Here is a 26,796-nt window from a genome sequence, read left to right as displayed (position 1 = left end):
GGGCGTACCCGTCCCCGCAGTGGCCGGTGGTTATTGGAGGGTGGCGTCGTCGAGGTAGAGGTTGTCGGTTCCGGCGGCGGTCTCGACGTAGAAGACCGCCTTGGACAACGTTCCGCTCCACGACACGGTCGCTGTGCCGGAGACCTGCGTCCAGCCCGACGCGCTGACCGTCGCGGTCGGGGTGAGCTGGAGATAACTGGTGGTGCCGTTGACGGTCAGGGCCAGGGTGGCCTTCGCGGCGGGGGTGCCGCTCGGTGTGCGTACCCAGACGCTGGTGGTGTAGGTCTTGCCGTTGGTCAAGCGGGACGTCACGTCCTGGCCGGGGCCGTTCCATGCGCCCGTACGCCCGGTGATGGCGAGCGAGCGCGTGCCGCCGCGTACGACGTCGGTGGCGGCCGTGAGTGTGCCGCTGCCGTTCACCAGCCACCCGGTGGTGCCGTCCTCCGCGCCGGGATTGGTGAGCAGGTTCAAGCTGGTGGCTCCGCCGGTGAACTGCCACCAGTTCACGTTGAGCAGGAAGCCGCTGCCTCCGGTGAACCGCAGGTACAGGTCCTGGGTGCCGGTGAGCCCGCTGACCGGGCAGGTGACCGAGGTCCAGCTCTGCCAGCCCCCGGTGCCGGGAACGGTGCAGGTGCCCGCCAGTGCGCCGGTCGGGCTGCCGGTGCGTACCTCGATGCGCCCGCCGCTGGTGGCCGACGCGACCCGGGCCGTGAACGCTGTGGCCCCGCTGCCGAAGGCGACGCCTTTGACCTTGACGTAGTCGCCGCTCTCGATGTTGGCGACGTTCATCCCGCCCTCGGACGAGACCTCCGTCTCGACGCCGCTCTCCCAGGCGATCGTCTCGGCCTCCTGGCGTACGAACGGGTCGAGGGTGCCGACCTGCGGCGCGCCGGTGGTGGTCATCGTCATCGTGGGGATGGTGCCGTCGGCGTTGTAGGAGAACCTTTCCACGGCGACCGAGCGGGTGTATCCGCCGCCGCCGGGCAGGGCGCCGTTGTGGTAGAAGAAGTACGAGTTCCCCGCGAAGTCGATGATGCCGGGGTGGTTGGTGAAGCTGCTCCCCTGCGTCGACATGACCGTGCCGCGGTAGGTCCACGGGCCGAGCGGGCCGGGTGCGGTGGAGTAGGCGATGAATTCCGAGCAGCATTTCGCGGCGTAGACGAGGTAGTACAGGCCGTTGCGCTGGTAGACCCAGGGGCCTTCTTCGAACAGGGTCGGCCGGTTGGCGTCGCCGGTACGGGTGCCGAAGCCGGCGGTGGTCAGCGGGATCTTGGCGGGGCTGCCGGCGTACGAGGTCATGTCGGCGTTGAGTTTGACGTACCAGAGGTCGGGGTTGCCCCAGTAGAGGTAGGCCTGGCCGTCGTCGTCGACGAACACGGTGGGGTCGATCTGGCCGTTGCTGACCAGGGGCCGGCCGATCGCGTCGGTGAACGGCCCGGTGGGGCTGTTCGAGACGGCCACGCCGATGCCCATCTGACCGGTGGCGCGGACGGTCATCGGGACGTACCAGTAGAACTTGCCGTTGCGGTGGACGGTCTGACCGGCCCAGGCGTTGCTGCTGGCCCAGCTGAAGCTGGCGAGGTTCAGCGGGGAGCCGTGATCGGTCCAGTTGACCATGTCCGCGGACGACCAGACCCGCCACTCCTTCATGGTGAAGTAGGTGGAGTTGTCCTCGTCGTGCCCGGTGTAGAGGTAGACACGGCCGTTGTAGACCAGCGGTGCCGGATCGGCGGTGTAGATGGTCTGCACGATGGGGTTGTCGGCCTTGGCGGGCTGGCCGAGGGCGGGGGCCATGGTGATCGCGAGCAGCAGAGCGGCGATCACGGTGATCGCGCGCCGTGGCCGGGTGGGCATCGCAGGAAGTGTCGGCATGGCTCAGCGCTGCCTGGTCAGCAGCCCGGGCCGGTACGGCAGCAGGCCGTAGTCGACGCCGTCGGAGTTGGGGTTGCGGCCCTGGTAGAGCAGTTGCAGGTTGCAGGGGTCGACGGTCATGGTCTGGTCGGCGTTGGTGCGGATCAGTTCGCCGTGGCTGATGTCGTTGGTCCAGGTGGCGCCGCTGTTGGCCTTGCCGGCGAACGGGTTGTTCTCGGTGGCTGCCTGCGGCGTCCACGAACCGCCGAGGCTGGTGGCGGTGAAGGACCGGAAGTAGCGCCCGTTGGCGCCGATCGCCTCGACGATCATGAGGTATTGGTTCTGCCCTTGGACCTTGTAGACCTGGGGTGCTTCGAACAGGTTGTTGGTCGTGTCACTCATGATCGTGGTGTACGAGGTGCCGAAGTTGCCGGGGAAGTTCCCGATCGGCATGCTGGCCCGGTAGATCTTGCCGTTGTCGCCGGCGAAGAACAGGTACATGTTCTGGCTGTCACCGATGATGGTCTGGTCGATGGGTCCGGTGCCCGATCCGGTGATGCTGCCGGTGAACAACGCCTGCGGTGCGGACCATCCGTTGGCGTTGGTGGGGTCGCTGGAGGTCCGGTAGATGAACGGCCACGAGCCCCACTGGTAGGTCAGCACCCAGATGTTCTTCGGCGCGAAGTAGAACAGCGACGGCGCGACCGTACCCGAGGTCATCGCGGTCTGGGTTGCCGAGCCGAGCTCGGAGAAACCGTTGACGAGGCTGAAGTTCATCGACCCCCACGACGTCCCGTAGTCGTGCGTGGTGGCGTACACGAGTTGTTTGCCGTTGTAGGGAGCGGTGGTGAAGTCCTTGAGTGACACCCACCCGGACTTGGGGTTCGCCAGGGCGCCGGTCGAGGACCACCGGTAGCTCGACGGCAGGGTGCAGGAGCCGCTCGGCGGTGGTGTCGTGGGGCTGGTGCCGCCGACCAGGGCGAGCTGCCATTGCTGGTTGGTGCCGTTCCAGTCGGCGTACTGCACGATGTTGCCGCCGTCGGCGGTGGAGGCACCCTGGACCTCGAGGGCCTTACCGCTGTTGCGGTTGATCAGCTGGATGTAGCCGTCGACGTCCTGCACGCTGAACTGCTGGTTGGTGGTGTTGTTGTCGGTCCACTGCACCACGGCGGCACCGTCGGCGGTGGACAGGTTGTAGACGTCGAGGACCTTGCCGGACAGCTTCGACTTCAACCGGTAGTAGCCGCCGCCGGAGTCGACGAACTGCCACTGCTGCTGGGCGCCGTCGTTGCGGGCCCACTGGGTGATCCGCGCGCCGTCGGTGGTGGCCAGGTTGTAGACGTCCAGGGCTTTGCCGCTGTTGCGGTTGACCAGCACGTACGAAGCGCTGGTGTCGATGGTCGCGGCCGAGGCGGCGGGCGCCTGGGCGATGGCGAACAGTCCGCCCGCCAGGGTGGTGATCACGGCGGCGGCGGCTGCGTGCCAGCGGCGCCGCCGGGGTGCGGGGCTGCTGAGGGTCTCGGGATGCACGGGGACTCCTTGTCGGGGACGGGTGGATGCGGTCAGGGGGTGGTCAGGGCGAAGCTGCGGACGGTGACGGCGCCGCCGAGGGCCTGGGTGGCGTAGTCGAAGATCCCGAAGCGGTAGCCCATGAAGAACTGCCAGGCGTTGGTGAGGGTGAACGCCGGGCCGAGGGTGGTGAAGGTGACGCCGTCGGTGCTGTACGAGAACGTGGCCTGCCGGCCGGACCCGGGCCGGATGTCGGCGGCGGCCCGCAGCCAGATCCGGCCTCCGGAGACGGTGGCTCCGGCCGTTTCGTTCCCGGTGCCGGTGGTGTTCCAGCTGGCGTCCATGGTGAGGCCGTTGACCATGGTCACCCGGGTGGTGCCGTTGTCGCGTTTGACGCCGATCCAGGCCGAGGAGTCGCGCAGCATGGCCAGGCCGGTGCGGTCGCCGTCGCGCATGCTGCTGTAGTCGAGCTCGACCGTGGCGGTCGACGTCGGTCCCTGGATGCGGTGGGTGAGGGTGTTGCGGGCGGTGTAGAGGTCGTTGGTGACGGTCGCGGTCGACAGGTGCAGGCCGCTGCCGGCTGTCCATTTGCTGTTGTCCGGGTTGTGGTTCCACTCCCACTGCGGGCCCAGGGCGGATCCGGTGAAGGTGTCGGTGCCGGTCATCGGGGTCAGCGGGTGCGAGGGCAGGTTGGGGCGGGGGTAGGTGGTGCTCCATCGGCCGTTGACGGTCTGCAGGACCGGCCAGCCGTCGCCGCTCCAGGTGATCGGGGCCAGCGTCGGCATCCGGCCGCCGGGGTAGGCGTCGGTGAAGGCCATGTACCACCACTCACCGTTCTGCGTCTGGACGAGACCACCCTGATGGGGTACCCCGCCACCGCTGATCGGTCCGGGCAGGTCGAGCAGGACCTGACGCTGTTCGTACGGTCCCCACGGGCTCGTCGAGCGCAGCACGTACTGACCGTTCGCCGGGCGGGTGAGCCAGATGTAGTAGTAGTTGCCGCGCCTGTACATCCGTGAGCCCTCGAGGGTGCCGATGTTCGACGGGGTCTGGTAGACGGTCTGCGAGCGCACCTCGGAGGTGAGGTCGGAGGACAACTGGGCCACGCTGATGGTGCCGTTGCCGTACGCGACGTAGGGGGTGTCGTTGTCGAACAGCAGCCCGGCGTCGTAGTAGCACTTGTTGATCCGGGCCTTCTTGGCCCATCCGCTGCCCGCCGAGGCCGAGGTGTAGACGTAGGTGCGGTTGAACTCGGTGCAGCCCAGCCAGTAGTAGGTGCTGGTGCTGGGCCGGTAGTTGAAAGCGGACGCCCAGATGCCCTTGACGTACGCCCGGCCTCCGTTGAGGTCGTAGGCGTTGGAGTCGAAGTCGAGCCGGGGTACGGAGTGTCCTGCGTACTCCCAGTTGACCAGGTCGTAGGAGCGCAGGATCGGGGCGCCCGGGGAGTAGTGCATGGTCGACGCCGAGTAGTAGTAGACGTCCCCGACGCGGATGATGTCGCCGTCGGCGAAGTCCTGCCACATCACCGGATTGGTGAACGTGCCACTGGGCGGTGTGGTGGGTGTGGTGCCACCGACCGGGACCAGTTGCCATTGCTGGTTGGTGCCGTTCCAGTCGGCGTACTGCACGATGTTGCCGCCGTCGGCGGTGGAGGCACCCTGAACCTCGAGGGCCTTGCCGCTGTTGCGGTTGATCAGCTGGATGTAACCGTCGACGTCCTGCACACTGAACTGCTGGTTGGTGCCGTTGTTGTCGGTCCACTGCACGACCGCCGCGCCGTCGGCGGTCGACCGGTTCGCGACGTCGAGGACCTTGCCGGACAGCTTCGACTTCAACCGGTAGAAACCGCCGCCGGAGTCGACGAACTGCCACTGCTGCTGGGCGCCGTCGTTGCGGGCCCACTGGGTGATCCGCGCCCCGTCGGTGGTGGCCAGGTTGTAGACGTCCAGGGCTTTGCCGCTGTTGCGGTTGACCAGCACGTACGACGCACCGGTGTCGATCGTGGCCGCGCCGGCCTCCGTCGCGGTGCCCGCGACGACGATCCCCCCGGCCAGCACGGTCATCAGGGCAAGGACGGCATGCACCAGGCCTCGTCGCCGCGGAGCTGTCGGCGGACCCTCATCGTTGGCATTCATCGTGCACTCCATTCATCGGGCGGCGGCCCCGGCGCGGTGATGTGAGCGTTCACATCGCACGGCAAACGTCTAGATCCACTCCATGCCGAGGGAAGGGGGACGAAAGAGACGGGTACTACCCATTCAGATTCGCCAATATTGCCAGATTGTTTCGAGCAGCTCAAGGGGGCGTCACGGCAATTCACGAAGTCAGTCCGGCACGTTTATCGCGGACTCGGAAACCGATCGCGGCGTAACACTTTTACGCCGAAGATTTTTTCAGGGCACATTTCCGGGATGGACGCGCTCGCCCATCATCCGCCGGAAGTTTCGAAACAGTGATCATTTCAATTCACGGCCGGGCAATTGCAGAAACCTCGGAAAGCACTGCTGCCTGACGGAAGTCGCGACAAGGGCCGCTCCTTCGCAGCTCACAGCCGGAAGATCACGTGCCGGGCGGCCGCGCTGAGCTTCACCACGACGGCAAGGCCGGGAGCAAGTTCCGAAAGACGCTGCACCAGCGCCTGACCCAGATCCCTGTCGTCGGGCCGGAAAAGCAGTACGACCTCCCCGGCCTCGCTCACCGACGTGTTGAACGGGGTAAGGAACCATCCTTCACCACGCAACAGAGGAAGCAGGACCACCAATTGTTCGACGACCGCGCCCCGCTCCCCCGCAGGATCAGTCTTCAGGGTCGATCATCTCGCAGATCGGCACGGAAGCTCGGATCCACGCACAGAGGGAAAGCCCTGCAGGCCTCACAACAGAGCCAAGGCCCCCGTGACCCGATCGATCTGCTCAGTGTCACCGGGCCCGATCGCGCAGCACGTCATCGTGCCGGCGGAAACCTGAGTGCGGCCCGCATCCCGGATGGCGTGCACCGGCAGACCGGCAGCCTTCGCCCGCTCGCCGATCTCGGTGAGGGCGGCCTCGCTGCCGATCCGCAGCACCACCTTCGGCTGCCCGGCCCGCCACCACGCAGCGAAAGCAGCCGTCTCCTGCTCGAGCAGCGCCGCAGTCACCGCCGCATGCGCCACCTGCGCCGCGATCTTCCCTTTACCCATCGCCAGGTCGGCCCGCACCACGACCACCAGCTTCGTCCCACGTTCCACCGCCGCAGCGTAGCCGGAACCCATTGGCGACCGTTCGGTTAGAGGCCTCCAGTCAGAACGCGAGGTACTCGGCGTCCATCATGTCGATCAGCACGTAGCCGTGGTCGAGGTACCGCGTCACCAGGCCCGCGTCGTCGATCGGTTCCGCGCCGATGTGATCGGCGATGCGCGGCGCCGGTTCCGGGTGACGGGTCTGGCCGAGTTCGATGAACATTCCGGCGGTCCGCATCAGGAACTCCCTGTTCTACCGTGGCCGGTGGTGGTCGCCTATTCTCGGAGCGTGGGCGAGGCGGAGGAGGACCTGGGCCGCTTTGACGCCTTCACCTACCTGACCGTGCCCGAGCGAGCTTCATATCTCGTGATCATGCGTCTGTTCACCCATTCTCTGATGACCGATCTCTCCGCCCAGCAGGTCGTCGAGGAACTCGCCGCCGGCAACCTCGAGATCACCCTCGACACCGCGGTGAGCCGGCTCAACAGGCTTGTCACCTGGGGCAACCTGCTCCCCAGCTCCCACACGGTCCGCGTGAAGAGCATCGAGGAGTATCAGCGCACGAGGTCGCGTTACCAGCTGACGCCGCTGGGTGAGCGGGTGCAGCGGCAGGCCGACGAGGTGCAGTCCAGCGCCGACGCCGCGCGGGAGATCAGCCGGGAACTGCTGGGTCTGATCAGCCAGGGCCTGACCGATCTCGCGGACCGTCTCGAACAGCCGGGCGGCATCGACGCGGGCACCGCCAGGGAGCGGGTCGCCACGGTGTTCGCCCAGTTCTGGACGTTCCGGGACTCGGTTCGCGACTTCTACGCGTTCCTCGGTCAGGTGCTCGCCCGTTATGACCTGGACAGCGCCGAGTACTCGGGGTTCAAGGATCTCCTGCTGGACTACATCGAGTCGATCACCGAGGAGATCGTGCTGCTCACACCCCGCATCGAGCGACACCTGGAGCGGTTGTGGCCACACCTTCCAGCGCTCATGACAGTGCTGCGGGAGGGTGGCCTGGCCGGGGCAGCCGCTGACCTCGGTGTCGCCGTGCAGCACAGCCGCGGTCACGACCTGGCCGACTGGATGGGGCTGCGGGCCTGGTTCAGCGACGTCGACGGCCGACGCAGTGAGGTGTCCCAGCTGCGTGACGCGACGATGCGGGCCTTGCAGTCGCTGCTGGCGAACGCCAAACGGATGATCCGTTCGGTGGGTCAGGGCGCGTCCCGGCGCCGGGAGCTGCTGCGGCTCGCGTCCTGGCTCGACGCAGCCGACGAGGACACCGCCGCTGACCTGTTCACCTCGGCGTTCGGGCTGTACCCGGCGCGGCATCTCGGCATCGCCGCCGACGCCCAGGTCGTGGTGCCGGCGACCACGAGCTGGTGGCCCGCCCCCGCGGTCGAGGTGCCGGTGTCGTTGCGCGATCGAGGTGTCCGGGCGGCACGCGGCCGGGTGTCGGGGATCGCCGACCGCAGCACCCAGCGGCAGGCGCTCATCGACCGGGCCGCGCAGGAGCAGCGGCAACGCTCAGCGGCGGCCGCCGAACTGCTGTCCGCGGCGGCGAACCTGGGTGACGTGCTGCTGTCCGAGCCCGCGATCCGGCTGCTGCTGGAGTTGATGGCCCAGGCCCTGGGCGCCGGCGATCCGGAACGAGGCGACGCGGTCACCGCCAATCTGGACCTCTCGATGCGGTGTGAACTGATCAGCAAGCCACGCCACGAGCTCACGCTGCGGTCGGCGACCGGCGACCTCACCACGCAGGACATCGACATTGCGATCACCCGGTGGGAGCCGAGCGTTGACTGACGACCACGACATCGCACTGGAGGCGGAGCGCCGCCGGGCGATCCGGGCGCTGCTGGCCGAGCCGCTCCTGCTGCCCAACAGCGACGAGTTCGCCCTGGTCCGCCGGCACGCCGAGTGGTTGCGGACCTGGTTCGGCACGTTCCTGGGCTACCGGCTCGTGGTGGAGGCCGGTTTCGCCCGACTCTTCAAACCAGGCCTCGGCCAGGGTCGGGGCAGGCCCCTGCAACGTCCGACCGGGCAGTTCACCCCACGGATGTACGCATACCTCGCCCTGACCACCGCAGTGCTGCTCACCTGTCCCGAGCAGGTGCTGCTGTCCCAGCTCGTCGCAGACATCCGGGCAGCCGCCGTCGAGGCCGGCATCGAACTGGGTGACGCGCAGCGCCCCGCCGAGCGACGGGCCCTCGGTGCCGCGCTGCGCCAGATGGTGGCGTGGTCAGCGCTGCGTGAGGAGCAGGGCAGCGTGACCGGATACGCCGACGATGATCAGGCCGAGGCGCTGCTGACGGTCGAGAGGGACATCGTCGCGCACCTGATGGCCACGCCGCCCGGGCGCACCGCCACACCCGCGGAGTTCGTCGCCCACGCCGCCGGGCCGGGTCAGGGCGGTTCACGGCATCGGGTGCGGCGGCGGTTGTGCGAGGAGCCGGTGCTCTACGTCGACGATCTGACCGGCGCCGATCGGGTGTGGCTGCGCCGCGAACAGCGCCGCGACGAACGCTCGTACCTCGATTATCTGGGTTTGCAGGCGGAGCTGCGGGCCGAGGGGGCTGCCCTGCTGGATCCGGACGACTCCCTGAGCGATGTGTCGTTCCCCGGCAACGGCACCGTCGCGCAGGCCGCGCTGCTCACGATCGGTGCCCTGACCGAGCGGCTGCGCCCGGATCCCGGTGCGCTCGTGGTCGGCGTACCGGTCCCGAAGGATCTGCTGGACGACATCCTGGCCGGGCTCGCTGAACGCCACGCCCGGAGGTGGGCAGGGCAGTACGTCACCGATCCGGTGCTGTTGCGGGAGGCGGTCGTCGCGTTGCTGGTCAGCATGGACCTGATGGCCCGATCGGCGCCGACGGTCGCCGACGTCGAACCCGAGGAGTCCTTGGCAGCCGCGGAACGTGCCGTGGACGCCCGCCATGTCCGGGGGACAGCGCCGGACGGCGACCTCGTGCTGCTGGCCGCCGCGGCCCGGTATGCGCCGGCGGAGAAGGTGCGCTGATGCACCCGTACCGTTTCCATCTGCATCGCGCCGGGATCAGTAATGTCTGGCAGTACGACGACCAGGTCTTTCATTTCGAGGGCGGCCGGTTGCTGCTGCGCGGCAAGAACGGCGCGGGCAAGTCGAAGGCCCTCGAAATGATGTTGCCGTTCCTGCTCGACGGCGACACGAAGCGCCTGGACGCCGCCGGTGGCGGGCGGACCACGTTCCGCTGGTTGATGAGCGAGGGCGCGATCGGCGTGAACCGGCAGGGCTTCCTGTGGCTGGAGTTGCGCCGCACCGACGAGCAGGACACCGAGCATTTCCTGACGCTGGGAGCGATCGTCAAATGGTCGTCGTCGACGGCCGAGGCCCGGCTGTCGTACTTCATCACCGCGGCCCGGGTCGGCGTGGACGTTCACCTGATCGAGAACAGCCAGCCGGTGCCGATCGACCGGCTCCGGGAAAGTCTGGGCGAGAACGCGCTGGTCGGCAGTGCCCGTGACTATCGGGCACGGGTGGGCCGGGAGGTCTTCGGCATCACCGACGCCGGCCGGTACCGCAACCTCGTCCACCTGCTCTACCGGCTGCGGCGCCCCACCATCGGTGACCGGATCGAGGCCGGTCAGCTCACCACCGAGCTCAGTGAGGCGCTGCCCCCGGTCGACGATGAGGTCCTCGATTCGGTGGCGCACAACCTCGACGACCTGGAGACGGTGCGTACCGACCTGGGCCGGTTGGAGGCCACCCACGGCGCTCTCGCCGAGCTCATGACGGCGTACCGGGGTTACCTGCGCGGCGAGTTGCGCCGCCGTGTCCACGCGGTCGACGAGGCCCTGTCCCGGCTGCGGGGTCAGCGGCGGCGGGCGGGCGAGGCCGAACGGCAGGTCACGCGGGCGCTCGACGCCGAGGAACAGGCACTCGCCGAGGTACGCCGCTGGGACCAGGCTCAACGGCAGGCCACGGCCGAGCTTCGGGCACTGCGGGAGAGCGCCGGCTATCGGGCCGTTCAGGAACTGGGTCAGCGCCGCCTGGCGGTGCAGGCGTTGCAGGCCGCGGCCCGGTCCGCCACCGCTGCGGCGGCCGCGGACCGGCGATCGCTGAACGCGCTGGTCGAGAGGTTGCGGGCCGAGACCGGCCGGCTCGCGTCCGCCGTCACCCAGCTGCGTGACGGTCACCGTCAGCTGCGGGACCTCGCCACCGGCGCCGGGCTCGACATCGCTCACGTCGGCACCGTGCCGGAGCTGCGCTATCAGGGCGCCGTCGACGACGCCTCCCTGGAGATCGTCCACCACGCCCTGGCCGAGCAGGAGTTCCACGACCATCGCACGCACCTGGCCGCCGCGGAGAACGCGGTCCGCAGCCGCCGGTCAGCGGTCGCCGACGTCGCCACGATGATCGACGAGGCGACAGCGGCCGCAGCGACGGCGGCACGCACCGAGGACGAACGCGACCTGCTCGACGGTCAGCAGGCAGCGGCCCAGGTCCGCCTCGGCGAGGTTACGGCCGGCCTCGTCACGACCAGCAGCCGGTTCGCCACCGCCGTCCATCACTGGTTCACCCTGCCGGTACTGGCCGGCGCCGACCTGTCCGCCGCCCGGCACGCCGTGGCCGTCGAGGACCCGATGCCTGCGGAGACCCCGGCGACGCTGCGACAGGCTGCCGAGGCTGCCGCGGAACCCCTGCGATCCGAGGCCGAGGCTCGCCGGGACGCCCTGCGCGAGGAACAGAACAAGACCCGAGCAGAGCTTGACTCAGTACGCGCGGAGCACCGTCACTGGCACTCCCTCACCGACCCGTCACCACCCCGATCCAGGTTCCACGTCCCAGGCGGCGTCACCGGAACGCCGCTGTTCCGGCACGTCGACTTCGCCGAGCACCTCGACCAGCGCAGCCGGGCCGGGATGGAGGCCGCCCTGGAGTCCAACGGCCTACTCGACGCCGTGGTCGCCGCGGACGGCTCGGTGCTGGACCCGGCGACCGGCGAGATCGTGCTGCGTACGGAGCCGGCCGTGTCCGGGGCCTCCCTGCGCGACGTGCTCGTGGTCGTTCCCGGCGCCGAGCCGGTCGCCGCCCTGCTGGCCGGAATCGGCTGGGGCGCGGACAGCACGGCCCCGAGCTGGATCGCCGCGGACGGCCGGTGGCGCCTCGGCGTCGCCCACGGCGCGTGGAGCAAACCGGAGGCCGAATATGTGGGCGCCACCAACCGGGAGGCCCTGCGCCGGCGGCGGCTGGCCGAACTGGACGCCCGCATCGACGAGTTGTCCGGACAACTCACTGCGTTCGGCACACAGATCGACGCTGTCGAGCAGCAGCGGCGGGAGCTGACCGGGGCGCTGCGTACGGTGCCCGACGGTCTCGACCTGCGGCAGAGCTGGACCCGCCGTGACGAGGCCGACAAGGCGGTGCAACGACTCGTCAAACAGGTCGCGGACGCCCGGCGCCGGGCACGGGAGCTACGCGTGCTCGCTGACCAGCGCCGAGCCGCCACCGAGTCCGCGGCGGCCGCGCACCTGCTGCCGACCGACCGGGCCGAGCTCACGCTCGTGGACCAGCAACTGCGGCAGCTCGCCACCGACCTGCCCCGGCAGAGTCGTGCCACCGGGCAGTTCGTCGCGCAGCTCAGCCCGTACCGAAACCTGCTGGGTGAGCACCGCGCAGCCGTCACCCGGACGGCCGAGTCCGCCGACCTCGCATCCGTCGCCGCTGAAGATCATCTTTCCGCCGAGCAGGAACTCGCGGTCCTCGAACGCTCCCTCGGCGCCGAACCCGCCGAGATCCTGCGGCAGGAAACCGAGACCGAGGCACGGGTACGCGCCGCGGACCAGCAGCTTCCCGCCGCCCGCCGCGACTACGAGCACAGCCGGGACCACCGGGTCCGAACCGCGGAGATCCGCGACCAGGACCGGCTCCGGCTCACCGAACACGAGCAGGCAGCCCTGCACGCCGGCTCCGCCCTGCCCCGGGTCCTCACCCTGCCCGGCGTCCGCCCCGCACTCGACCTCCCGGCCGACCTGAACATCGAGGTCGCGACGGGTACGCCACCCGAGCGGATCCGGCACCTCGACGAGCTCGCCGCCAGACTCCGCGACGCGCTCGGGCGCCCCCAGCAGGACCTCGGGGAGAACGGCCTGCACCAGCGCTACACCGACGTCCGTGGCCGGCTCCCCGGCGGCTTCGACCTGGTCTGGGAGGACCGCGACGGGGTGAAGGTCGTCGAGATCACCGACGACATCGGCCAGCACCCCCTCGCTGCGGCCACCCACCGGCTCGGCGCGGAACTCGACCAGAAACGCTCCGCCGTCGCCGAACGCGAACACCACGCCTTCGAACGTTTCCTGCTCGGCGAACTCGGCGACGCTCTGTCCCGCCAGATCCGCTCGGCGGAGAACCTGGTCGCCGCCATGAACACCACCCTCGCCGAGGTCCGCACCTCCCACGGCCTGGGCGCCCGCCTGGTCTGGGCGCTGCGCGACGACTCCGACGCCGACACCCGCAACGCCGTGAGCCTGCTCCGCACACCCCTCGAGCTGCGCACCCGCGACAACAACGACCGCCTCCGCGAGGCCCTGGCCCGCCGCGTCGAGGACGCCCGCCGCTCCGACCCGACCGCCGGCTACACCGTGCACCTACGAGCGGCGCTGGACTACCGAAGCTGGTTCTCGTTCACCGTCAGGGTCACCGACCACGCCCGCCCCGATCGCGAACGCACCCTGTCCGCCCGCACCGCCATGTCGCAGGGCGAACAGCGCGTGGTGTCCTACCTGGTGCTGTTCGCCGCCGCGGCCGCCCACTTCACCTCGGTCGGCGAAAGCCATCCCCCGGCACCGCGGCTCATCCTGCTCGACGACGCCTTCGCCAAAGTCGACGAACCCACCCACGGCAGACTCCTCGGCCTGCTCGTCGACCTCGACCTGGACGCCGTACTGACCAGCGAACGATTGTGGGGCTGCTTCCCCGAAGTCCCCGCCCTGGCCATCTACGAATGCCTGCGCGACCCCACCCAGCCGGGCGTCGCCACCCTCCACTTCCGCTGGGACGGCCACCGCCGCACGGTGCTGACCACATGATCCCGGACAGCACCCTCACCTACCTGAAATCCCCTGCCCTACGCCCGCTCTGGGCCGCCGCCCGCACCCGCCTGACCCGCAACGGCCGTGCCGCCCGCGGCCGCCTCACCCTGACCGGCCTCGACGCCGACCAGCGCGAAGCCGTCAGCCGGCTCCTCAACCGCGTGGTCGGCACCACCCACACCGTCGACCTGGCCCACCTGGACCAGCAACTTCGCGCCAGCGCAGCGGAAACAGGCCTCCTCGACGTGGTCGAAGCCGTCATCGGCCCGGTCCAGGACCGTCGCGCGGAAGCCTCGGCAGAACGCGAACGCCGAGCGTCATTTCGGGAGGACGCGAACACCGCCGTACTCGCCGCCGGCCTGGACGGACACGAATGGGTCCCGGAATGGCTCGCCCGGGTCGGGCGTCACGGCATCACCGCAGTCAACCAGGCCACCACTACCCTCGGCCTGACCATCGGCGCCCACGCCCGCACCTGGTCCCGCGGAGAACTCGCCCAGACCGTCACCGGCACCGCCCACGGCCTCGACGACGACACACTCTTGAACCGCCTGGTTCTGCGCGGCCTGGCCCTCGCCCTGAACGGCAGCGCCGACATCCCGCCCAGCGCACCCGAACGGCGCGCCTTATGGGATGCCGCAGGCGTCGCCGGCGACACGATCGCCACCACCGTCCTCACCTATGGCCTACGCCCCTACAACGTCCCCTGGCTCCACGAACGCGCCGACCTGGGCGCGGAAACCCACCTGACCCTACGAGAGATCCGCCGCCTCGCCCCGCTGCACCTGCTACCCCAGACCATCTACGTCTGCGAGAACCCGCGCATCGTCGAAGCCGCCCTGGACAACAGAATCGACGCCCCGATGATCTGCACAATGGGCAACCCGACCACGGTCACCCTGGCCCTCCTCGACGCGATAACCACATCAGAGGGGGTCCAACTCGCCTACCACGGCGACTTCGACTGGCCCGGCCTCACCATCGCCAACCGCATCCTGACCCGCTATCCCGCCCACCCCTGGCAGTTCAAGGCAGCCAGTTACCGCGCGGCCGTCGAACAGGCAGCCTCAAACGGCATTCCCCGCCAGCCACTCACAGGCCGTCCCGCCGCTTCCCCGTGGGACCCGGCCCTGACCAAGGCAATGACCGACCTCGGCATCTCCATCCACGAGGAAGCCCTCATCGAGAGCCTCCTCCCCGACCTGCAGGCTTGAAAAACCAGCTGTTCGACGACCGCGCCCCGCTTCCCCACAGGCTCAGTCGTCAGGCCCCATCACCTTGCCGGAGTATCTGAGGGACGAGGCCCGGTCGATCTCATCAAGGTCCGCAGGCTCGAAACTGGCCATCGGTGGCCGTGCGGCCCGGGCTCGCCAATCCCGCATCGGCACGGAGGCGTACTCAAGCTCGACCGAGCCGTTCTCGGTATGAAATCCGCCATCACGCTCGAAAAGCAGCATCAACGGCTCGAACGGATCGTCCAGACCCTGCGGCAACTCGTCGCCGAGCGTAGGCCGCAGCGCCGCCCAATGCAGGATGAAGGGCGTGACCTGCTTGACGTTCCACCCGCCCTTACCCACCTCCGCCAGCACCTGATCCACCACTTGCTGATCGGCCCGAACGGCCGGATTCACACATGCGGCGATATCAAAGAAAGGCACCCGGGTATCACACTGATAAGCCTCTGCCCACTGGGCTGCACGCCGGAAGTACTCCAGCATCAACTTACCCTTCGACCAGGTGCGATACCCGTGGCGCTGCCAGTCGACAGAGCTCAGCCGGACAGCAGCGGCCTGAACAGATTCATCGGTTGTCATCGACCCAAAATCGTTCGTGGGCTCAGCCTTCAGGGCCCATGACGTAGCCGAACTGCCTCATCGACCCCGCCCGGTCGATCTCGTCCAGCGCAGCCGGATCGAGACTCGGCAGCGGCGGCCGCGAAGCCCGCTCACGCCACTTGGCTATGGGAACGGAGAGGAACTCCATCTCGGCGTACCCGTTCGAGGTATGAAATCCGCCGTCCCGTTCGAAAAGCAGCAGCAGCGGCTCGAAAGGGTCTTCCAAGCCTTCCGGAAAAACGAAGCCCAGCGTGGCACGCACCGCCGCCCAGTTCAAGACGAACGGCACCACCTGCTCAGCGTTCCAGCCGCCTTCAGCCGCGCGACGCACCGTCTCCTGGATCACCTCGGGATCAGCCCGCACGTTCGGGTCGACGTAGTTCGCAAGGTCGAAGAAGGGCACAGGTTCGTCACAACCATAGGCGTCCGACCACTGGGCGACACGCCGGAAATACTCCAGCATCAACTTCGCCTTCGACCAGGTGCGGTGACCGTGACGCTGCCAATCAACGGCGTCGAGGCGCGCCGCGGTGGCGCGCACGGATTCATCAGGTGTCATCGGCCCAATCCGAGCAGAACGCGGTCCACGACCTCCTCGAGGTTCCACGCGACGACTCAGCGTATCCATGATCGAGTCCTCATTCTTCCGTCGCTCCAGCCGACGCGGGTCGTCCTCAGCCAGTGATCGTGTCACGCTGTCCCGTGCGGATGTCGTGGTACTCGACTCGGTAGCGACCGGCCAGCTCCCTCGCCAGACGCCGCGCGAGCTGCGCCCCTCGCTCAGCGAACGCGTTCTCCGACGCGTCATCGGGAAAACCGGACGAGGCGGGGTCATCGATAACGAGGGTTGCGTCGTAGTCGTCGCCCCAGGTGTTCAGCTCCTCGGCCAGCTCGGCGGAGATAGGTAGCTTCCCGGGTTCGACGTTGTACTCATCAGCACCCGGCTGCCAGGTCGGGTAGGACTGGTAGCCGGGCATCACTCGGATGACGTCAGTGTCCAACTGGATTCGCTCCGTTCGGTCAGCCAGGCGTGGCGCAGTGAACGCTGTGACGGTGGCCGGCTGCGCCAAGCGAAGTAGCCGGAGACGGAGACCTCGAGCACGCGGCAGCAGGCCTCGATGGTGAGACCTTCAGCGGTCATCGTCTGGATGGCCGTGGACCGGGCTTTTGGGGGCACCACCGCCTCGAGCAGACCGGTGGCGCGGCGGTGGATCTCCAGTTCGGGCTCCAGCTCCGCGATCCGGCGCCGGGCAGCTGTCAGCTCGGCATGGTCGGTAGAGGTCACACCAGGCCGCTGGCCGGTGTCGATGGCCTCCTGGCGGCGCCAGGGGTAGATCGTCTGATCGCTGATATTCAGATCGTTGCCCAGCTGAGCCACCGTCCTACCGGCCTCCAGCAGATCGAGAACCTTGCTTCGAAACTCGGGTGGATAACTTCTCGGCAAAGGTCTCCTCAAGGAACGCCGAGCATAGAAGACCAACAAACCAACTCCACCGAAACCGGGGAACATCAGCCGGTCACGACGCAACGTGGGAGGCAACGGGATGGCTGTCCGGCGAGGTTATGCTGCTCAGAACGCCTCCCAAGAGATCCAGCCAAACTTCAGCTGTAGCGAGATGCACCGTAACGCCTGACCACGCTGGAGCTTTAGGACATCAGCTCTGGAAGATGCGTGACAAGCTCTACCGCCTCCATCAAATGCGATGCGGAACAGTAATGTCCTACCGACTTCGACGGAGGCAAGCGTTGGCTCCAAGATCTCGCGGTCACGGTGGCGGCGATGGCGACGGACCGCCCTCCGGCGGCCGGGGCCGCCGGAACCGCGGTGGCCGACCGAGCAGTGTAGAACAGGGTGAGGGTCATGCCCGCGATGCGTTTCAGCAGGGCCGGCCATCAGCCGCGGGCGGCGGCCCGTCGTCGCCTTCGGGGTCACGCTCGCCGTCGTCAGGACAGCCTCAGGGCGTGCCGTACGGGTTCCGAGACTTCGGGCATTTTCGAGAATTCTCGAGCCGATTCCGGGACCGCATGCGCGAGCTCTATCCCGACTTGGACATGGGATTTCAGGGTAGTTCGGTCACCGGTCGCAGCGCGGACAGTGGGGCACCGTTCGACGAGGGCCGGGTCAGCGACTACGACATCGCGATCAGCGGCGACTCGATCAACCAGGCCGCGCACGAGAACGGCGTACAGTTCCGCGGCGACGGGGTGTCGACCGGTCCGCTGAGCGAGCGCGACCTGGACCGGCTCGGGCTTGACGGCATAACCGACGATGCGTCGGCAGAGACCGGTCGCGAGGTTCACGTCATGATCTTTCGTAGTATTGAAGAGGCCGCCAGCCGAAAGCCGACCATCAAGATCTGGTTCTGAACGGGAAGCACACAGTGATCTACGACGTGTACGGATACGGCGAACCCAGCCTCGGCGATCAGCCCGCCCAACTCGCGGCGACCCTCGGGGTGCAGTGGGTTCAGCATGAGAGCGACTATCGCGGCAGCTACTTCGCGGCACGCCCGCGAACCGGCACCGGCAAGCTCCGGCTCCAGTCAAACGACCTGCGCGACGGCGACGTCGAATACTTCCAGGAGCCCGACTTCCCGGAATACCGCTATCTGCTGTTCCTCGACAAGTTCGACCGACCCGACGAGTTACGGTCCAAACTCGCGGCTCTCCCGCATTGGCGGTTCCTTTACCGCAGCGTTGTGGAGTAGCGAACCGATGCGACTGGTCGACACCCGACCCGAGCGACTGGCGACGGTTCCCTACCGGGCGGCAGGCCCCGGCAGCTTCCCCCAGAACGTCCACCTCACCGTTGAGCGCCTGAGGGTCGACAAGCTCCCGGCCGGATGCGATGCCGTCCTCGCGACGGGAGACCTGCAAGGCATAGCCTCACCGCCGCTGGGCGGAGACGCGGGACTCCTCGGCATCGCGATCGCTGACTACCTGGCAGTCTGGGCAGAGAGCGGGCTGTTACCGGAACCCGACCGCGTCGGCGTCCTCATCACCGGCGACCTGTTTTCGGCGCCCGGCGCCGACCGGCGCGGCGCTTCCGGCACGGTCTTCGACGTGTGGCTCGCCTTCGCCGCAGCGGGATGCTCCATGGTGGCGGGGGTAGCAGGAAACCACGACGAGGTGAACGCGGAGCAAGTGGCGGAGCTCGGCTCGGACATAGCGCTGCTTGACGGTGCGCGTCGCAGCTTCGGGGGCATCACAGTCGCGGGGATCTCAGGAATCGTCGGCGACCCCGGTCGTGCACTGCGGCGTACAGAGCGAGATTTCCTGACTCTCCTCGGGAAGCTCACCACACCACCCCCGGATGTGCTGCTCCTGCACGAGGGACCAACCGGAGATCGGGCGGGCCAACTCGGTCGAGCCTCCCTGCGCACCACGCTGGAACGACGAGCGCCAGCTCTGACGCTCTGCGGTCACATGCACTGGGACGAGCCAGTGGCTACCCTCGGCGACGGACACATCGTCAACGTCGACGCACGAGTGGTCGTTCTTACGACGTGAACATGGTATCGGTCGTTGTTACACTCCGGCTCATGCCCGATGTTTCCGACACTCAGGCGTTCTTGGATCCTGACGCCTCCCGCGAGTACCTGCGCTCGTGGCAGGAGAATGTCGACCGGACAGCGACACAGGCGGCCATCATGAGCGAACAGATGGGGCGGCTACGCGTCACGGCACGGGACCGGAACGGCCTGGCCGGGGTCACCATCGATTCTGCAGGAGTGCTGGTCGACCTGGAGCTCACTGACCGCATCCACCATTTCGAGCCGGCGACTGTGGCAAGAGCGGTGATGAGCGCGCTGCGCGAGGCGCGGACCGAGGCCGCCGACCGGGCGCATGATATCGCGGTCGAAACAATGGGGCCCGATTCGCTCTCGGCGCGTACCACCGCCGACCGGATGCGCGACGCGCTGGAGCAACCGGACGACAACCGACGGGCTGATGAGGACGACCCTGATGGGCCGAGACACTGACATGTCGGACGCCTTCCAAGTTGACTCCTCTCAGCTATTGCGGCATGCCGCCAACGTCCGCGCGGTACGCGATCAGCTCACGGCGATCAAGGGTGCCAGCAGCGCAATCTCCCAAGACGACGCGGCATACGGTCTGTTGTGCGGGTGGATCTCGGCGATCCTGGAGCGCAGGCACAACGGTCAGGACCAGCTCTACACGTACGTGGAAGAGAACCTTGAGCTACTGGCTGAGGCACTCGACGCAACCGGCCGCGACTACGACGCCGCCGACGGCAATGCGCAGAGCGGGATCCGCGCCGCTGGCGGGCTGGGCTGACTATGGTGTCGAATTCCTCCCTGGTGGCCACGTCAACGACCACCCGGACCGCGTACACCGGTATCTCGCTCGCCGACGGCTTTCAGGGCCTCCACCAGTCCGTGGAGAGCGGGAGCTGGGTAGACGGCGTCCTGGCAGGCGGCTCGCTGGTCGGTGATGCCGCCGCGACCGTCATCGACCCGTTCAGCGCTCTGCTCGCCAACGGGCTGGGCTGGGTGATGGAGCATTTCGAACCGCTGCGTGAGCTGCTCGACAAGCTGGCAGGAATCCCCGACAAGGTCACGGCGCATGCGCAGACGTGGGCCAACATGGCCGGTTCGCTCCAAGCTATGGCCGAGGACCTCCAGTCGCACCTCGCTGCCGACCTTCCCGACTGGGGCGGGAGCGCCGCCGATTCGTACCAGTCGATGATGACCAACAACGTAGATGGTCTCGGCGCCCTGGCGGTATTGGCCGACACCATGTCAGCGGCCACCCAGGCTGCGGGAAACCTGGTTCAGTTCACCCGCGACATCGTCCGTGATCTGATCTGCGACCTGGTGGCGCGGGTGATCGTGTGGGCCGCAGAGGCGCTCGCAATCGTGACCATTCCGGTGGTCACCGCACAAATCATCTCGGCGGTCGCGAAGTGGTGTGCACGCATCTTCGGCTACACCGGCGCGCTGATCAGCAGCCTGCAAAACCTGACCGCGCTAATGCAAGGCTGAGCGGCTACATCCTTCCGCTGTAATGAACGGATACCGCCGAGGGGTTCACCTCAAGGTGACGGAAAGCGTGCTTACGCCTACACAGAGCTTTAGGGGTTCACCAGCACATCGATATCGCTCATGCGATTACAACGAAGGCGATCACTTTCCGTCAACACCGCAAGTGAGACAGAGCCGTTCGTTCAACAGTCCCGGATGTCAGTGCCAGGTCCGCATGGTGTCCGCCAGCGGTTGGGTTGTATGCCCGATCAGTGTGGCCAGGTCGCCGTTGGTGAGGGACATGGCGCCGTTGCGGATGTCGGCGTAGGAGCTGTTGAAGAGGTCGGCGGTGGGCTCGTCGAGGCCCGATGCGATGAGGTGTTCGAGTTCCTGTTCTCTGGTGAGGACGTCGTAACGCACGGGGCTGCCGAGGACGTCCGAGGCGGCTTCGGCGAATTCGGGGAACGACCAGGCGGTGTCGCCGGACAGCTCGTACGCGCGGCCTTCGTGCCCGGGGGTAGTCAGGACCGCGGCGATGGCTTCGCCGTAGTCGCGGCACGGTGCGGAGGCGATGCGTCCGTCGCCGATGCTGTTCGCGATGACGCCCCGCTTGCGGGCGCTGTCGAAGTCCGGGCGCAGGTTCTCGGTGTACCAGCCGTTGCGCAGGAATGTGGCCGGGATGCCGGAGCCGGTGATGACCTTCTCCGTCGCCCGGTGGTCGGCGGCGATGCCCAGGCGCGTCGTGGGTGCCTGAAGGACGGACGTGTACACGAGGTGACGCACCCCTGCGGCCTCGGCGGCGGCGACCGCGTTGGTGCGTGGTGTGACGCCTCCGGTCATGCCGCCGATCGAGATGAGGACCAGGCGCTCGACACCGGCCAGCACGGCGGTGGTCGCCTCCACGTCGTCCAGGTCGACGGTTGCCGTGCGCAGGCCGAGGTCGCCCAGCTCGGCAAGCCGTTCTTCGTTACGCCCGAGGGCGAGGATGTCGCGTGCGCTCGTTCCCCTGGCCAGCAGTGCGTTGACGGCGTGGCCACCGAGCCGTCCCGTGGCGCCGATGATGGCGATGCTCATGGTTGTGCCTCTCGTCCCGCGGTCGGTAAACATTGGTTACCTGGTAACCGTAGGATCGACAGGAGCGGGGCGTAAGAACGCACTTCTACGGAAGGGGGGTACGGGGTGGTAACCACCTCCACGGCCCGGTCGGAGCGAGGCAACCTGTTCTCAGCCGGCTGTCCGACCCGGATACTGATGGACCGCGTCGGCGGTAAATGGGTCTCCATGGTCATCACGCTGCTGGCGGAGAGCCACCCCGGGGAGCGAGGCTTCGCGGAACTGAACCGGGGCATGCCGGGTGTCTCCCACAAGATGCTCTCGACGACGCTCAAAGGTCTGGTCCGTGACCAGCTCGTCGAGCGGCGGGTCGAGGATTCCGTGCCGCCGCGGGTCCACTACCGGTTGAGCCCGCTGGGGCTCTCCCTGAACGAGCCGCTGGCGATGCTGCGTTCCTGGGCCGAGGAGCACGTCGCGCAGATCCGCGAGCTCAATCCGGACGCCTTCCCCGAAACCGCCTGACGGGCACGACGATATTGGTCAGAGCCAGCCGGCGTCGCGGCAGATGCGGATCGCGTCGATGCGGTTGCGGGCGTTGACCTTGGTGATGGCGTTGGAGAGGTAGTTACGGACCGTCGCCCGCGACAGTGACAGCACTGCCGCGATCTCGTCGGTCGAGATACCGAGCCCGGCGGCGCGCAGCACGTCGGTCTCCCGCGGTGTCAGCGGGCTGCTGCCGGTCTCCAGTGCGACCGCGATCAGTTCCGGGTCGATCACCCGCTCCCCCGCGGCGACCCGTCGTCGGCACAGTCGACCTCATCCTCAACGAAGTCCTGGCCCGCCCCGCCCCGGCACGCTGAACCCCGGCTCCGCGGACTCAGATGGCCTGGTGGGGGGTCTTGTACTGCTCATCGGTGACCGGTTCGAGCCAGGTGGTGGGGTCACCGCCGGCGGGCTCGGCCTCGAGCATGGCGAGGTGGCTCATGAAGGTGTCCTCGGTGGCGCCGTGCCAATGGTCCTCGCCGGGCGGGCAGATGACGGTGTCACCGGCGCGAGCGCGTACGACGGTGCCGTCGCGCGTGCCGACCAGGGCGACGCCCTCGGTGACGTGCAGGGTCTGCCCCACGGCATGGGAGTGCCAGTTGGTGCGGGCGCCGGGCGTGAAGCGCACGAGGGCGACGGTCATCCGTGACGGGCCGGTGCCGTTCACGATCGGGGTCATGTAGACGTCGCCGGTGAATGCGGTGGCGGTCGTCTTGACGGTGGCGTTGACGTGCTTGAGTTCCATCAGGATCTCCTGGTGATGTCAGGGACGCAGCAGGGCTTTGACGGCGCGCCGCTCGTCCATCGCGGTGTATCCCTGCGCGGCGTCGTCCAGTGACAGTTCGAGGTCGAAGACCTTGCCCGGGTCGATCTCGCGCCGCAGGATCAGGTCGATCAGTTCGGGCAGGAACCGGCGCACGGGGGCGGGGCCGCCCAGCAGGTGCACCTCGGCGAAGAAGAGTTCCAGACCGGGCAGCTCGACTTCGTGTGCGACACCGACGTAGCCGACGTGCCCGCCGGGCCGGGTGCACCGGATGGCCTGCATCATCGACTCCTGCGTGCCGACCGCCTCGATCACCGAGTGCGCGCCGTACCCACCGGTCATCTCCTTGATCTTCGCGACGCCCTCGTCGCCGCGTTCGGTGACGATGTCGGTCGCGCCGTACTCCAGGGCCAGCTTCTGCCGGTCGGCGTGGCGGCTCATCGCGATGATCCGCTCGGCGCCGAGCTGCTTGGCGGCGAGGACGGCGAGCAGGCCGACTGCACCGTCACCGACGACCACGACGGTCTTGCCCGGGCCCACCTCGGCGGCGACCGCCCCGAACCAGCCGGTGCCGAGCACGTCGGAGGCCGCCAGCAGCGACGGGATCAGGTCCTCGTCGGGCAGCGACGGGGTCGCCACCAGGGTGCCGTCGGCCAGGGGAACGCGCAGATACTCCGCCTGAGCGCCGCCTGCGCCGACCGGTTCGACGTGGATGCACCGGCTCTGATAGCCGTCCAGGCAGATCTCACACGTGTTGTCGGAGGCCATGAACGAGCCGACCACGAACTGCCCGGGCCGGATCGTGGTGACCTCGGTTCCGACTTCTTCGACGATGCCGACGTACTCGTGGCCCATCGGGGTGGGTTCGTCGACCTTCTGAATGCCGCGGTACGGCCACAGGTCGGAGCCGCACACGCAGGCGGCGGACACCTTGATGATCGCGTCGGTCGGGTGCTGCAGGGTGGGCTTGTCGCGCTGTTCCACGCGGACGTCGCCCGGGGCGTACATGACTGCCTGACGCACTTTTCAGTTCTCCTCAGAAGTGGTGCCGAATACCTGTTTGGCGACGGCCATGGCGGACATCGCCCTGGGCCAGCCGGCGTAGAAGGCCAGGTGGGTGATCGCGTCCTTGAGCTCGGTCTCGGTGAGGCCGTTCTGCTTGGCGAACGCGAGGTGGAAGGTGAGCTGCTCGGTGTTGCCCGCGGTGAGCAGCGCGGCGACGGTGATCAGGCTGCGGTCGCGCTTCGACAGCTCCGGGCGTTCCCAGACCTGCCCGAACAACACGTCGTCGGTGTACGCGACCAGGGCGGGTGCGAAGTCACCGAACATCTTCTGCGCGCCTGACGGTTCCTTCTCAGCAGCCATGGTGCGTCTCCTCAACGACGTCTGATCTCCAGTGAGCGATCACGGTTTCCAGGAAAGCGACCGGACCGGATGCAAGGGAGTGCTTGACGAAACGGGTAATGACAGGGCCCCCTTCGCCGTCAGGCCACGTCGTAACGTGGATGGCGTGGACAACCGGGACGATATTCGCGAGTTCCTGACCTCCCGCCGAGCCAGGATCACCCCCGAGCAGGCCGGGCTGCCGGACTTCGGCGGCAGCCGCCGGGTCGCCGGGCTACGCAGGGCCGAGGTCGCGATGATCGCCGGGGTCAGCCCCGACTACTACACCCGCCTCGAGCGCGGCAACCTCGCCGGCGTCTCCGACAGCGTCCTCGACGCGCTGTGCCGGGCGTTGCGCCTCGACGAGGCCGAGCGGTCCCATCTGTACGACCTGGCCCGCGCCGCCGGCTCCACGGCACGCACCCGCCGCCGTCCCGCCAAGCCGCACGTACGCCCCGGCACCCAGCACCTGCTCGACGCGATGACCGACGCCCCCGCGTTCGTCCGCAACGGCCGCCTGGACATCCTCGCCGCCAACCGTCTCGCCGAGGCGCTCTACTCCCCCGCGTTCGACACCGCGGGCCGGCCGGTCAACCTCGCCCGGTTCTGCTTCCTCGACGCGCGGGCCGAACAGTTCTACCCCGGCTGGAACGACGCCGCGAACACCACGGTGGCGTTGCTGCGCACCGAAGCCGGCCGCGACCCGTACGACAAGGCGCTGACCGATCTGGTGGGCGAGCTCGCCACCCGCAGCGACGACTTCCGCATCCGGTGGGCCGCCCACGACGTACGCCTGCACCACACCGGCACCAAACACTTCCAGCACCCCCTCGTCGGGAGCCTCGAGCTCGGATTCGAGGCCATGCCGATGCCGGCCGACCCGGGCCTGACCCTCACGGCGTACAGCGCGGAGCCGGGCAGCCCCGCCTCGAATGCGCTGCGGCTGCTGGCCAGCTGGGCGGCCCCGGACCACCGAGCCGAGCACCCGGCGGTCACCGACCGGCCCTGAGCAGGGCAGGCAGGGGTGTACGCCTGCTCCGGCTCGGACGTGAGGTAGTCGGTGCGCGCCTCACACCCAAAAGGAAAACCCCTGAACCTGCGTCGCAGGTTCAGGGGTTTCCGATGCGGCCCGTTGTCAGGAGGTGACCTGGACGACGACGCGGCGGTTGGCGGTACGGGATTTGGCGGTGCCGCCGATGATGACCGGCCGGGCGTCTTTATGGCCGACGGTGGCGATGCGTACTTTGGCCCCGTACTGGATGAGGGCTTTGCAGACGGCGAGCGCGCGTCCCCGGCTGAGGGTGAGCTCGTGGGCGTCCTGGCCGGCGTAGTCGGTGTAGCCCTCGCAGCGCACGGCCTTCGCGATGCGAAGGTGCGAGGCCAGTAGCTTGACCTGGGCACGACCCGTGGTGGTCAGTTTGGCGCTGTCGAAGCCGAACAGACCCTTCTTGGACACCGTCGCGGCCTCCCGGACGGTGAGTTGATGGGTGCCGAGGGCGGTGATGGGGCGGGCCAGGGCGCCGCTGAACGTCGTGTAGAGGGCCTTGGTGTATCTCACCTTTCCGCGATAGGCGTCCGGGTTGGCCGGAATGGGTACCAGGGGCGCCGGCGGGACGATCGGCGGCAGTGTCGGCGAGTTCGGTACGCCGGTTGCTGCCGCCGAGGCCTCGCTGGGATAGCGGGCGTTGAGGGCCCGGATCTGCACGCGGTAGGTGACACCGTTCTGTAGTCCCTCGAGGGTGGCGAAGCGGGTTTCTCCGGCGCCTTCGGAGGTGGCTGCGGAGCGCCACGTGCGGCCGCCGTCAAAGCTGACCTGGTACCCGGTGATGGGCGCCCCACCGGTGAAGGTGGGCGGGGTGAAGAACAGCAACATCCGCTGGTTGCCGATGGTCGTGCTGACTGCGGTGGGTACGCCGGGTGCGGTGACGTCCTCGTCCACGGGTGGCGACGTGTAGGTGTAGACGGCGGTGGCGTTGCCGGTGTCGCCGCTGACTACCAGGGAGACCGCGCCGGCCGCGTCGACCTTGGGCGTGGTGAACGTCAGCGTGGTACCGGCCTGGTTGACCGTGTAGTCGTTCGATGCCAGGGTCACCGCGCCGATGCGTACGGATCGGACAGCGCCGAGCCCGGTGCCGGTGACGGTCACCGTGGTGCCGCCCGCCATCGTGCCGGTTGCCGGTGAGACGGCGCTGATGACCGGCGGCAGGGTGATCACCGGCGGGGTGGTGGCCGGCGGCTGCACCGGTGCGACCGGTGTGCCGACGGCGGGCACGGAGGGCACCCCGGCGCCGAAGCTGTTGACCGCCCGGATCTGCACGGCGTAGGAGACCCCGTTCTGCAGGTCGGTGAGGCTCGCGACCCGGGTGTCTCCGGTGCCCGCGAACGTAGCCAGGGCGGACCAGGTGCCACCGCCGTCGACGCTGACGTCGTACGAGGTGATCGGTGCCGAACCGGTGGACGTGGGCGGGGTGAAGGTGATGGCCAGGCGCTGATCACCGGCGACGATGCTGACCCCGGTGGGTGCGGCCGGGGGTGCCGCGGAGTCGACCGTGAACGACACCGGCGCCGAGCCCAAAGAAACGTTGCTCGCCGCATCAGCC

The 26,796-nt window shown here is 68.2% G+C and carries 28 protein-coding genes; 12 read left to right on the top strand and 16 right to left on the bottom strand.

Features of this window, described 5'->3' with window-relative positions; translation table 11 throughout:
• Positions 1-30 precede the first annotated feature (30 nt).
• From Aco04nite_RS26080 to Aco04nite_RS26055, 6 genes are all read right to left on the bottom strand, one after another.
• Positions 31-1,854: a family 43 glycosylhydrolase gene (locus Aco04nite_RS26080; protein WP_212999885.1), complete on the bottom strand. Its 1,824-nt coding sequence runs from the start codon at positions 1,852-1,854 to the stop codon at positions 31-33.
• A gap of 21 nt (positions 1,855-1,875) precedes the next feature.
• On the bottom strand, positions 1,876-3,312 hold the full coding sequence (locus Aco04nite_RS26075; protein WP_438874941.1) for a non-reducing end alpha-L-arabinofuranosidase family hydrolase: 1,437 nt from the start codon (positions 3,310-3,312) through the stop codon (positions 1,876-1,878).
• Positions 3,313-3,413: 101 nt separating this feature from the next.
• Positions 3,414-5,495, bottom strand: coding sequence for a family 43 glycosylhydrolase (locus Aco04nite_RS26070; protein ID WP_212999883.1), 2,082 nt, complete (start codon positions 5,493-5,495; stop codon positions 3,414-3,416).
• A 410-nt stretch (positions 5,496-5,905) separates the two neighbouring features.
• Positions 5,906-6,121 carry a hypothetical protein gene (locus tag Aco04nite_RS26065; protein ID WP_212999882.1) on the bottom strand — a complete coding sequence of 72 codons (216 nt, stop codon included), beginning with the start codon at positions 6,119-6,121 and terminating at the stop codon, positions 5,906-5,908.
• Between the two features lie 111 nt (positions 6,122-6,232).
• A complete protein-coding gene (gene pth2 / locus Aco04nite_RS26060) occupies positions 6,233-6,586 on the bottom strand; it encodes a peptidyl-tRNA hydrolase Pth2 (RefSeq protein ID WP_244876294.1) in 354 nt (117 codons plus the stop codon).
• Between the two features lie 52 nt (positions 6,587-6,638).
• Positions 6,639-6,815, bottom strand: coding sequence for a hypothetical protein (locus Aco04nite_RS26055; protein WP_212999881.1), 177 nt, complete (start codon positions 6,813-6,815; stop codon positions 6,639-6,641).
• A gap of 51 nt (positions 6,816-6,866) precedes the next feature.
• Between Aco04nite_RS26055 and Aco04nite_RS26050 the strand changes: the two genes are divergently transcribed.
• Genes Aco04nite_RS26050 through Aco04nite_RS26035 form a run of 4 tightly spaced genes read left to right on the top strand, consistent with a single transcriptional unit; the run spans position 6,867 to position 14,848 of the window.
• Complete coding sequence (locus Aco04nite_RS26050) at positions 6,867-8,369, top strand: TIGR02677 family protein (protein ID WP_212999880.1); 1,503 nt, start codon at positions 6,867-6,869, stop codon at positions 8,367-8,369.
• A complete protein-coding gene (locus Aco04nite_RS26045; protein ID WP_212999879.1) occupies positions 8,362-9,582 on the top strand; it encodes a TIGR02678 family protein in 1,221 nt (406 codons plus the stop codon). Before Aco04nite_RS26050 ends, Aco04nite_RS26045 begins: the two co-directional genes overlap by 8 nt.
• Entirely contained in the window at positions 9,582-13,631 is a 4,050-nt protein-coding gene (locus tag Aco04nite_RS26040; RefSeq protein WP_212999878.1) for a TIGR02680 family protein, read from the top strand. Before Aco04nite_RS26045 ends, Aco04nite_RS26040 begins: the two co-directional genes overlap by 1 nt.
• Positions 13,628-14,848, top strand: a complete 1,221-nt coding sequence (locus Aco04nite_RS26035; protein ID WP_212999877.1) for a TIGR02679 family protein — start codon at positions 13,628-13,630, stop codon at positions 14,846-14,848. The genes Aco04nite_RS26040 and Aco04nite_RS26035 overlap by 4 nt, the downstream gene beginning before the upstream one ends.
• Positions 14,849-14,890: 42 nt before the next feature.
• Here the strand turns inward: Aco04nite_RS26035 and Aco04nite_RS26030 are convergent, their stop codons facing one another.
• From Aco04nite_RS26030 to Aco04nite_RS26015, 4 genes are all read right to left on the bottom strand, one after another.
• On the bottom strand, positions 14,891-15,448 hold the full coding sequence (locus Aco04nite_RS26030) for a hypothetical protein (RefSeq protein ID WP_212999876.1): 558 nt from the start codon (positions 15,446-15,448) through the stop codon (positions 14,891-14,893).
• 22 nt (positions 15,449-15,470) lie between these two features.
• On the bottom strand, positions 15,471-16,028 hold the full coding sequence (locus Aco04nite_RS26025; RefSeq protein ID WP_212999875.1) for a hypothetical protein: 558 nt from the start codon (positions 16,026-16,028) through the stop codon (positions 15,471-15,473).
• Positions 16,029-16,143: 115 nt separating this feature from the next.
• Complete coding sequence (locus Aco04nite_RS26020) at positions 16,144-16,470, bottom strand: immunity protein CdiI family protein (protein WP_212999874.1); 327 nt, start codon at positions 16,468-16,470, stop codon at positions 16,144-16,146.
• Positions 16,446-16,979, bottom strand: a complete 534-nt coding sequence (locus tag Aco04nite_RS26015) for a transposase (RefSeq protein ID WP_212999920.1) — start codon at positions 16,977-16,979, stop codon at positions 16,446-16,448. Before Aco04nite_RS26015 ends, Aco04nite_RS26020 begins: the two co-directional genes overlap by 25 nt.
• 515 nt (positions 16,980-17,494) lie before the next feature.
• On the opposite strand from Aco04nite_RS26015, the gene Aco04nite_RS26010 reads away from it, so the two are divergent.
• The 6 genes from Aco04nite_RS26010 to Aco04nite_RS25985 all read left to right on the top strand — a co-directional run bounded on the left by Aco04nite_RS26010 (position 17,495) and on the right by Aco04nite_RS25985 (position 20,475).
• Complete coding sequence (locus Aco04nite_RS26010; protein ID WP_212999873.1) at positions 17,495-17,836, top strand: hypothetical protein; 342 nt, start codon at positions 17,495-17,497, stop codon at positions 17,834-17,836.
• A gap of 14 nt (positions 17,837-17,850) precedes the next feature.
• A complete protein-coding gene (locus tag Aco04nite_RS26005) occupies positions 17,851-18,177 on the top strand; it encodes a hypothetical protein (protein WP_212999872.1) in 327 nt (108 codons plus the stop codon).
• 7 nt (positions 18,178-18,184) lie between these two features.
• Complete coding sequence (locus Aco04nite_RS26000) at positions 18,185-18,979, top strand: metallophosphoesterase family protein (RefSeq protein ID WP_212999871.1); 795 nt, start codon at positions 18,185-18,187, stop codon at positions 18,977-18,979.
• Positions 18,980-19,011: 32 nt separating this feature from the next.
• Positions 19,012-19,452: a YbaB/EbfC family nucleoid-associated protein gene (locus Aco04nite_RS25995; protein WP_212999870.1), complete on the top strand. Its 441-nt coding sequence runs from the start codon at positions 19,012-19,014 to the stop codon at positions 19,450-19,452.
• Position 19,453: 1 nt separating this feature from the next.
• The gene (locus tag Aco04nite_RS25990) at positions 19,454-19,768 is read left to right on the top strand and encodes a hypothetical protein (RefSeq protein ID WP_212999869.1); all 315 of its coding nucleotides are present in this window, start codon (positions 19,454-19,456) and stop codon (positions 19,766-19,768) included.
• A 101-nt stretch (positions 19,769-19,869) separates the two neighbouring features.
• Positions 19,870-20,475 carry a WXG100 family type VII secretion target gene (locus Aco04nite_RS25985; protein ID WP_244876292.1) on the top strand — a complete coding sequence of 202 codons (606 nt, stop codon included), beginning with the start codon at positions 19,870-19,872 and terminating at the stop codon, positions 20,473-20,475.
• A gap of 198 nt (positions 20,476-20,673) precedes the next feature.
• Here the strand turns inward: Aco04nite_RS25985 and Aco04nite_RS25980 are convergent, their stop codons facing one another.
• Positions 20,674-21,528, bottom strand: coding sequence for an SDR family oxidoreductase (locus Aco04nite_RS25980; RefSeq protein WP_212999867.1), 855 nt, complete (start codon positions 21,526-21,528; stop codon positions 20,674-20,676).
• 177 nt (positions 21,529-21,705) lie between these two features.
• On the opposite strand from Aco04nite_RS25980, the gene Aco04nite_RS25975 reads away from it, so the two are divergent.
• Positions 21,706-22,029: a winged helix-turn-helix transcriptional regulator gene (locus Aco04nite_RS25975; RefSeq protein WP_212999866.1), complete on the top strand. Its 324-nt coding sequence runs from the start codon at positions 21,706-21,708 to the stop codon at positions 22,027-22,029.
• Positions 22,030-22,047: 18 nt separating this feature from the next.
• On the opposite strand, the gene Aco04nite_RS49720 is transcribed toward Aco04nite_RS25975, so the two are convergent.
• The 4 genes from Aco04nite_RS49720 to Aco04nite_RS25955 all read right to left on the bottom strand — a co-directional run bounded on the left by Aco04nite_RS49720 (position 22,048) and on the right by Aco04nite_RS25955 (position 24,178).
• Positions 22,048-22,284, bottom strand: coding sequence for a response regulator transcription factor (locus Aco04nite_RS49720; protein ID WP_280519384.1), 237 nt, complete (start codon positions 22,282-22,284; stop codon positions 22,048-22,050).
• 100 nt (positions 22,285-22,384) lie between these two features.
• A complete protein-coding gene (locus Aco04nite_RS25965) occupies positions 22,385-22,795 on the bottom strand; it encodes a (R)-mandelonitrile lyase (RefSeq protein ID WP_212999865.1) in 411 nt (136 codons plus the stop codon).
• 18 nt (positions 22,796-22,813) lie between these two features.
• Complete coding sequence (locus Aco04nite_RS25960) at positions 22,814-23,836, bottom strand: zinc-dependent alcohol dehydrogenase family protein (protein WP_212999864.1); 1,023 nt, start codon at positions 23,834-23,836, stop codon at positions 22,814-22,816.
• A 3-nt stretch (positions 23,837-23,839) separates the two neighbouring features.
• A complete protein-coding gene (locus Aco04nite_RS25955; protein ID WP_212999863.1) occupies positions 23,840-24,178 on the bottom strand; it encodes a carboxymuconolactone decarboxylase family protein in 339 nt (112 codons plus the stop codon).
• Positions 24,179-24,323: 145 nt separating this feature from the next.
• On the opposite strand from Aco04nite_RS25955, the gene Aco04nite_RS25950 reads away from it, so the two are divergent.
• Positions 24,324-25,205 carry a helix-turn-helix transcriptional regulator gene (locus tag Aco04nite_RS25950; RefSeq protein ID WP_212999862.1) on the top strand — a complete coding sequence of 294 codons (882 nt, stop codon included), beginning with the start codon at positions 24,324-24,326 and terminating at the stop codon, positions 25,203-25,205.
• A 126-nt stretch (positions 25,206-25,331) separates the two neighbouring features.
• Here Aco04nite_RS25950 and Aco04nite_RS25945 read toward each other — a convergent pair whose 3' ends face one another.
• Positions 25,332-26,756, bottom strand: a complete 1,425-nt coding sequence (locus tag Aco04nite_RS25945; RefSeq protein WP_212999861.1) for a fibronectin type III domain-containing protein — start codon at positions 26,754-26,756, stop codon at positions 25,332-25,334.
• Between the last annotated feature and the right edge of the window lie 40 nt (positions 26,757-26,796).

This window comes from Winogradskya consettensis (assembly GCF_018332715.1).
GTDB classification, from domain to species: domain Bacteria; phylum Actinomycetota; class Actinomycetes; order Mycobacteriales; family Micromonosporaceae; genus Actinoplanes; species Actinoplanes consettensis.
Note: the sequence above shows the minus strand (reverse complement) of the source record. Positions and strands in the feature narration are given on the sequence as shown.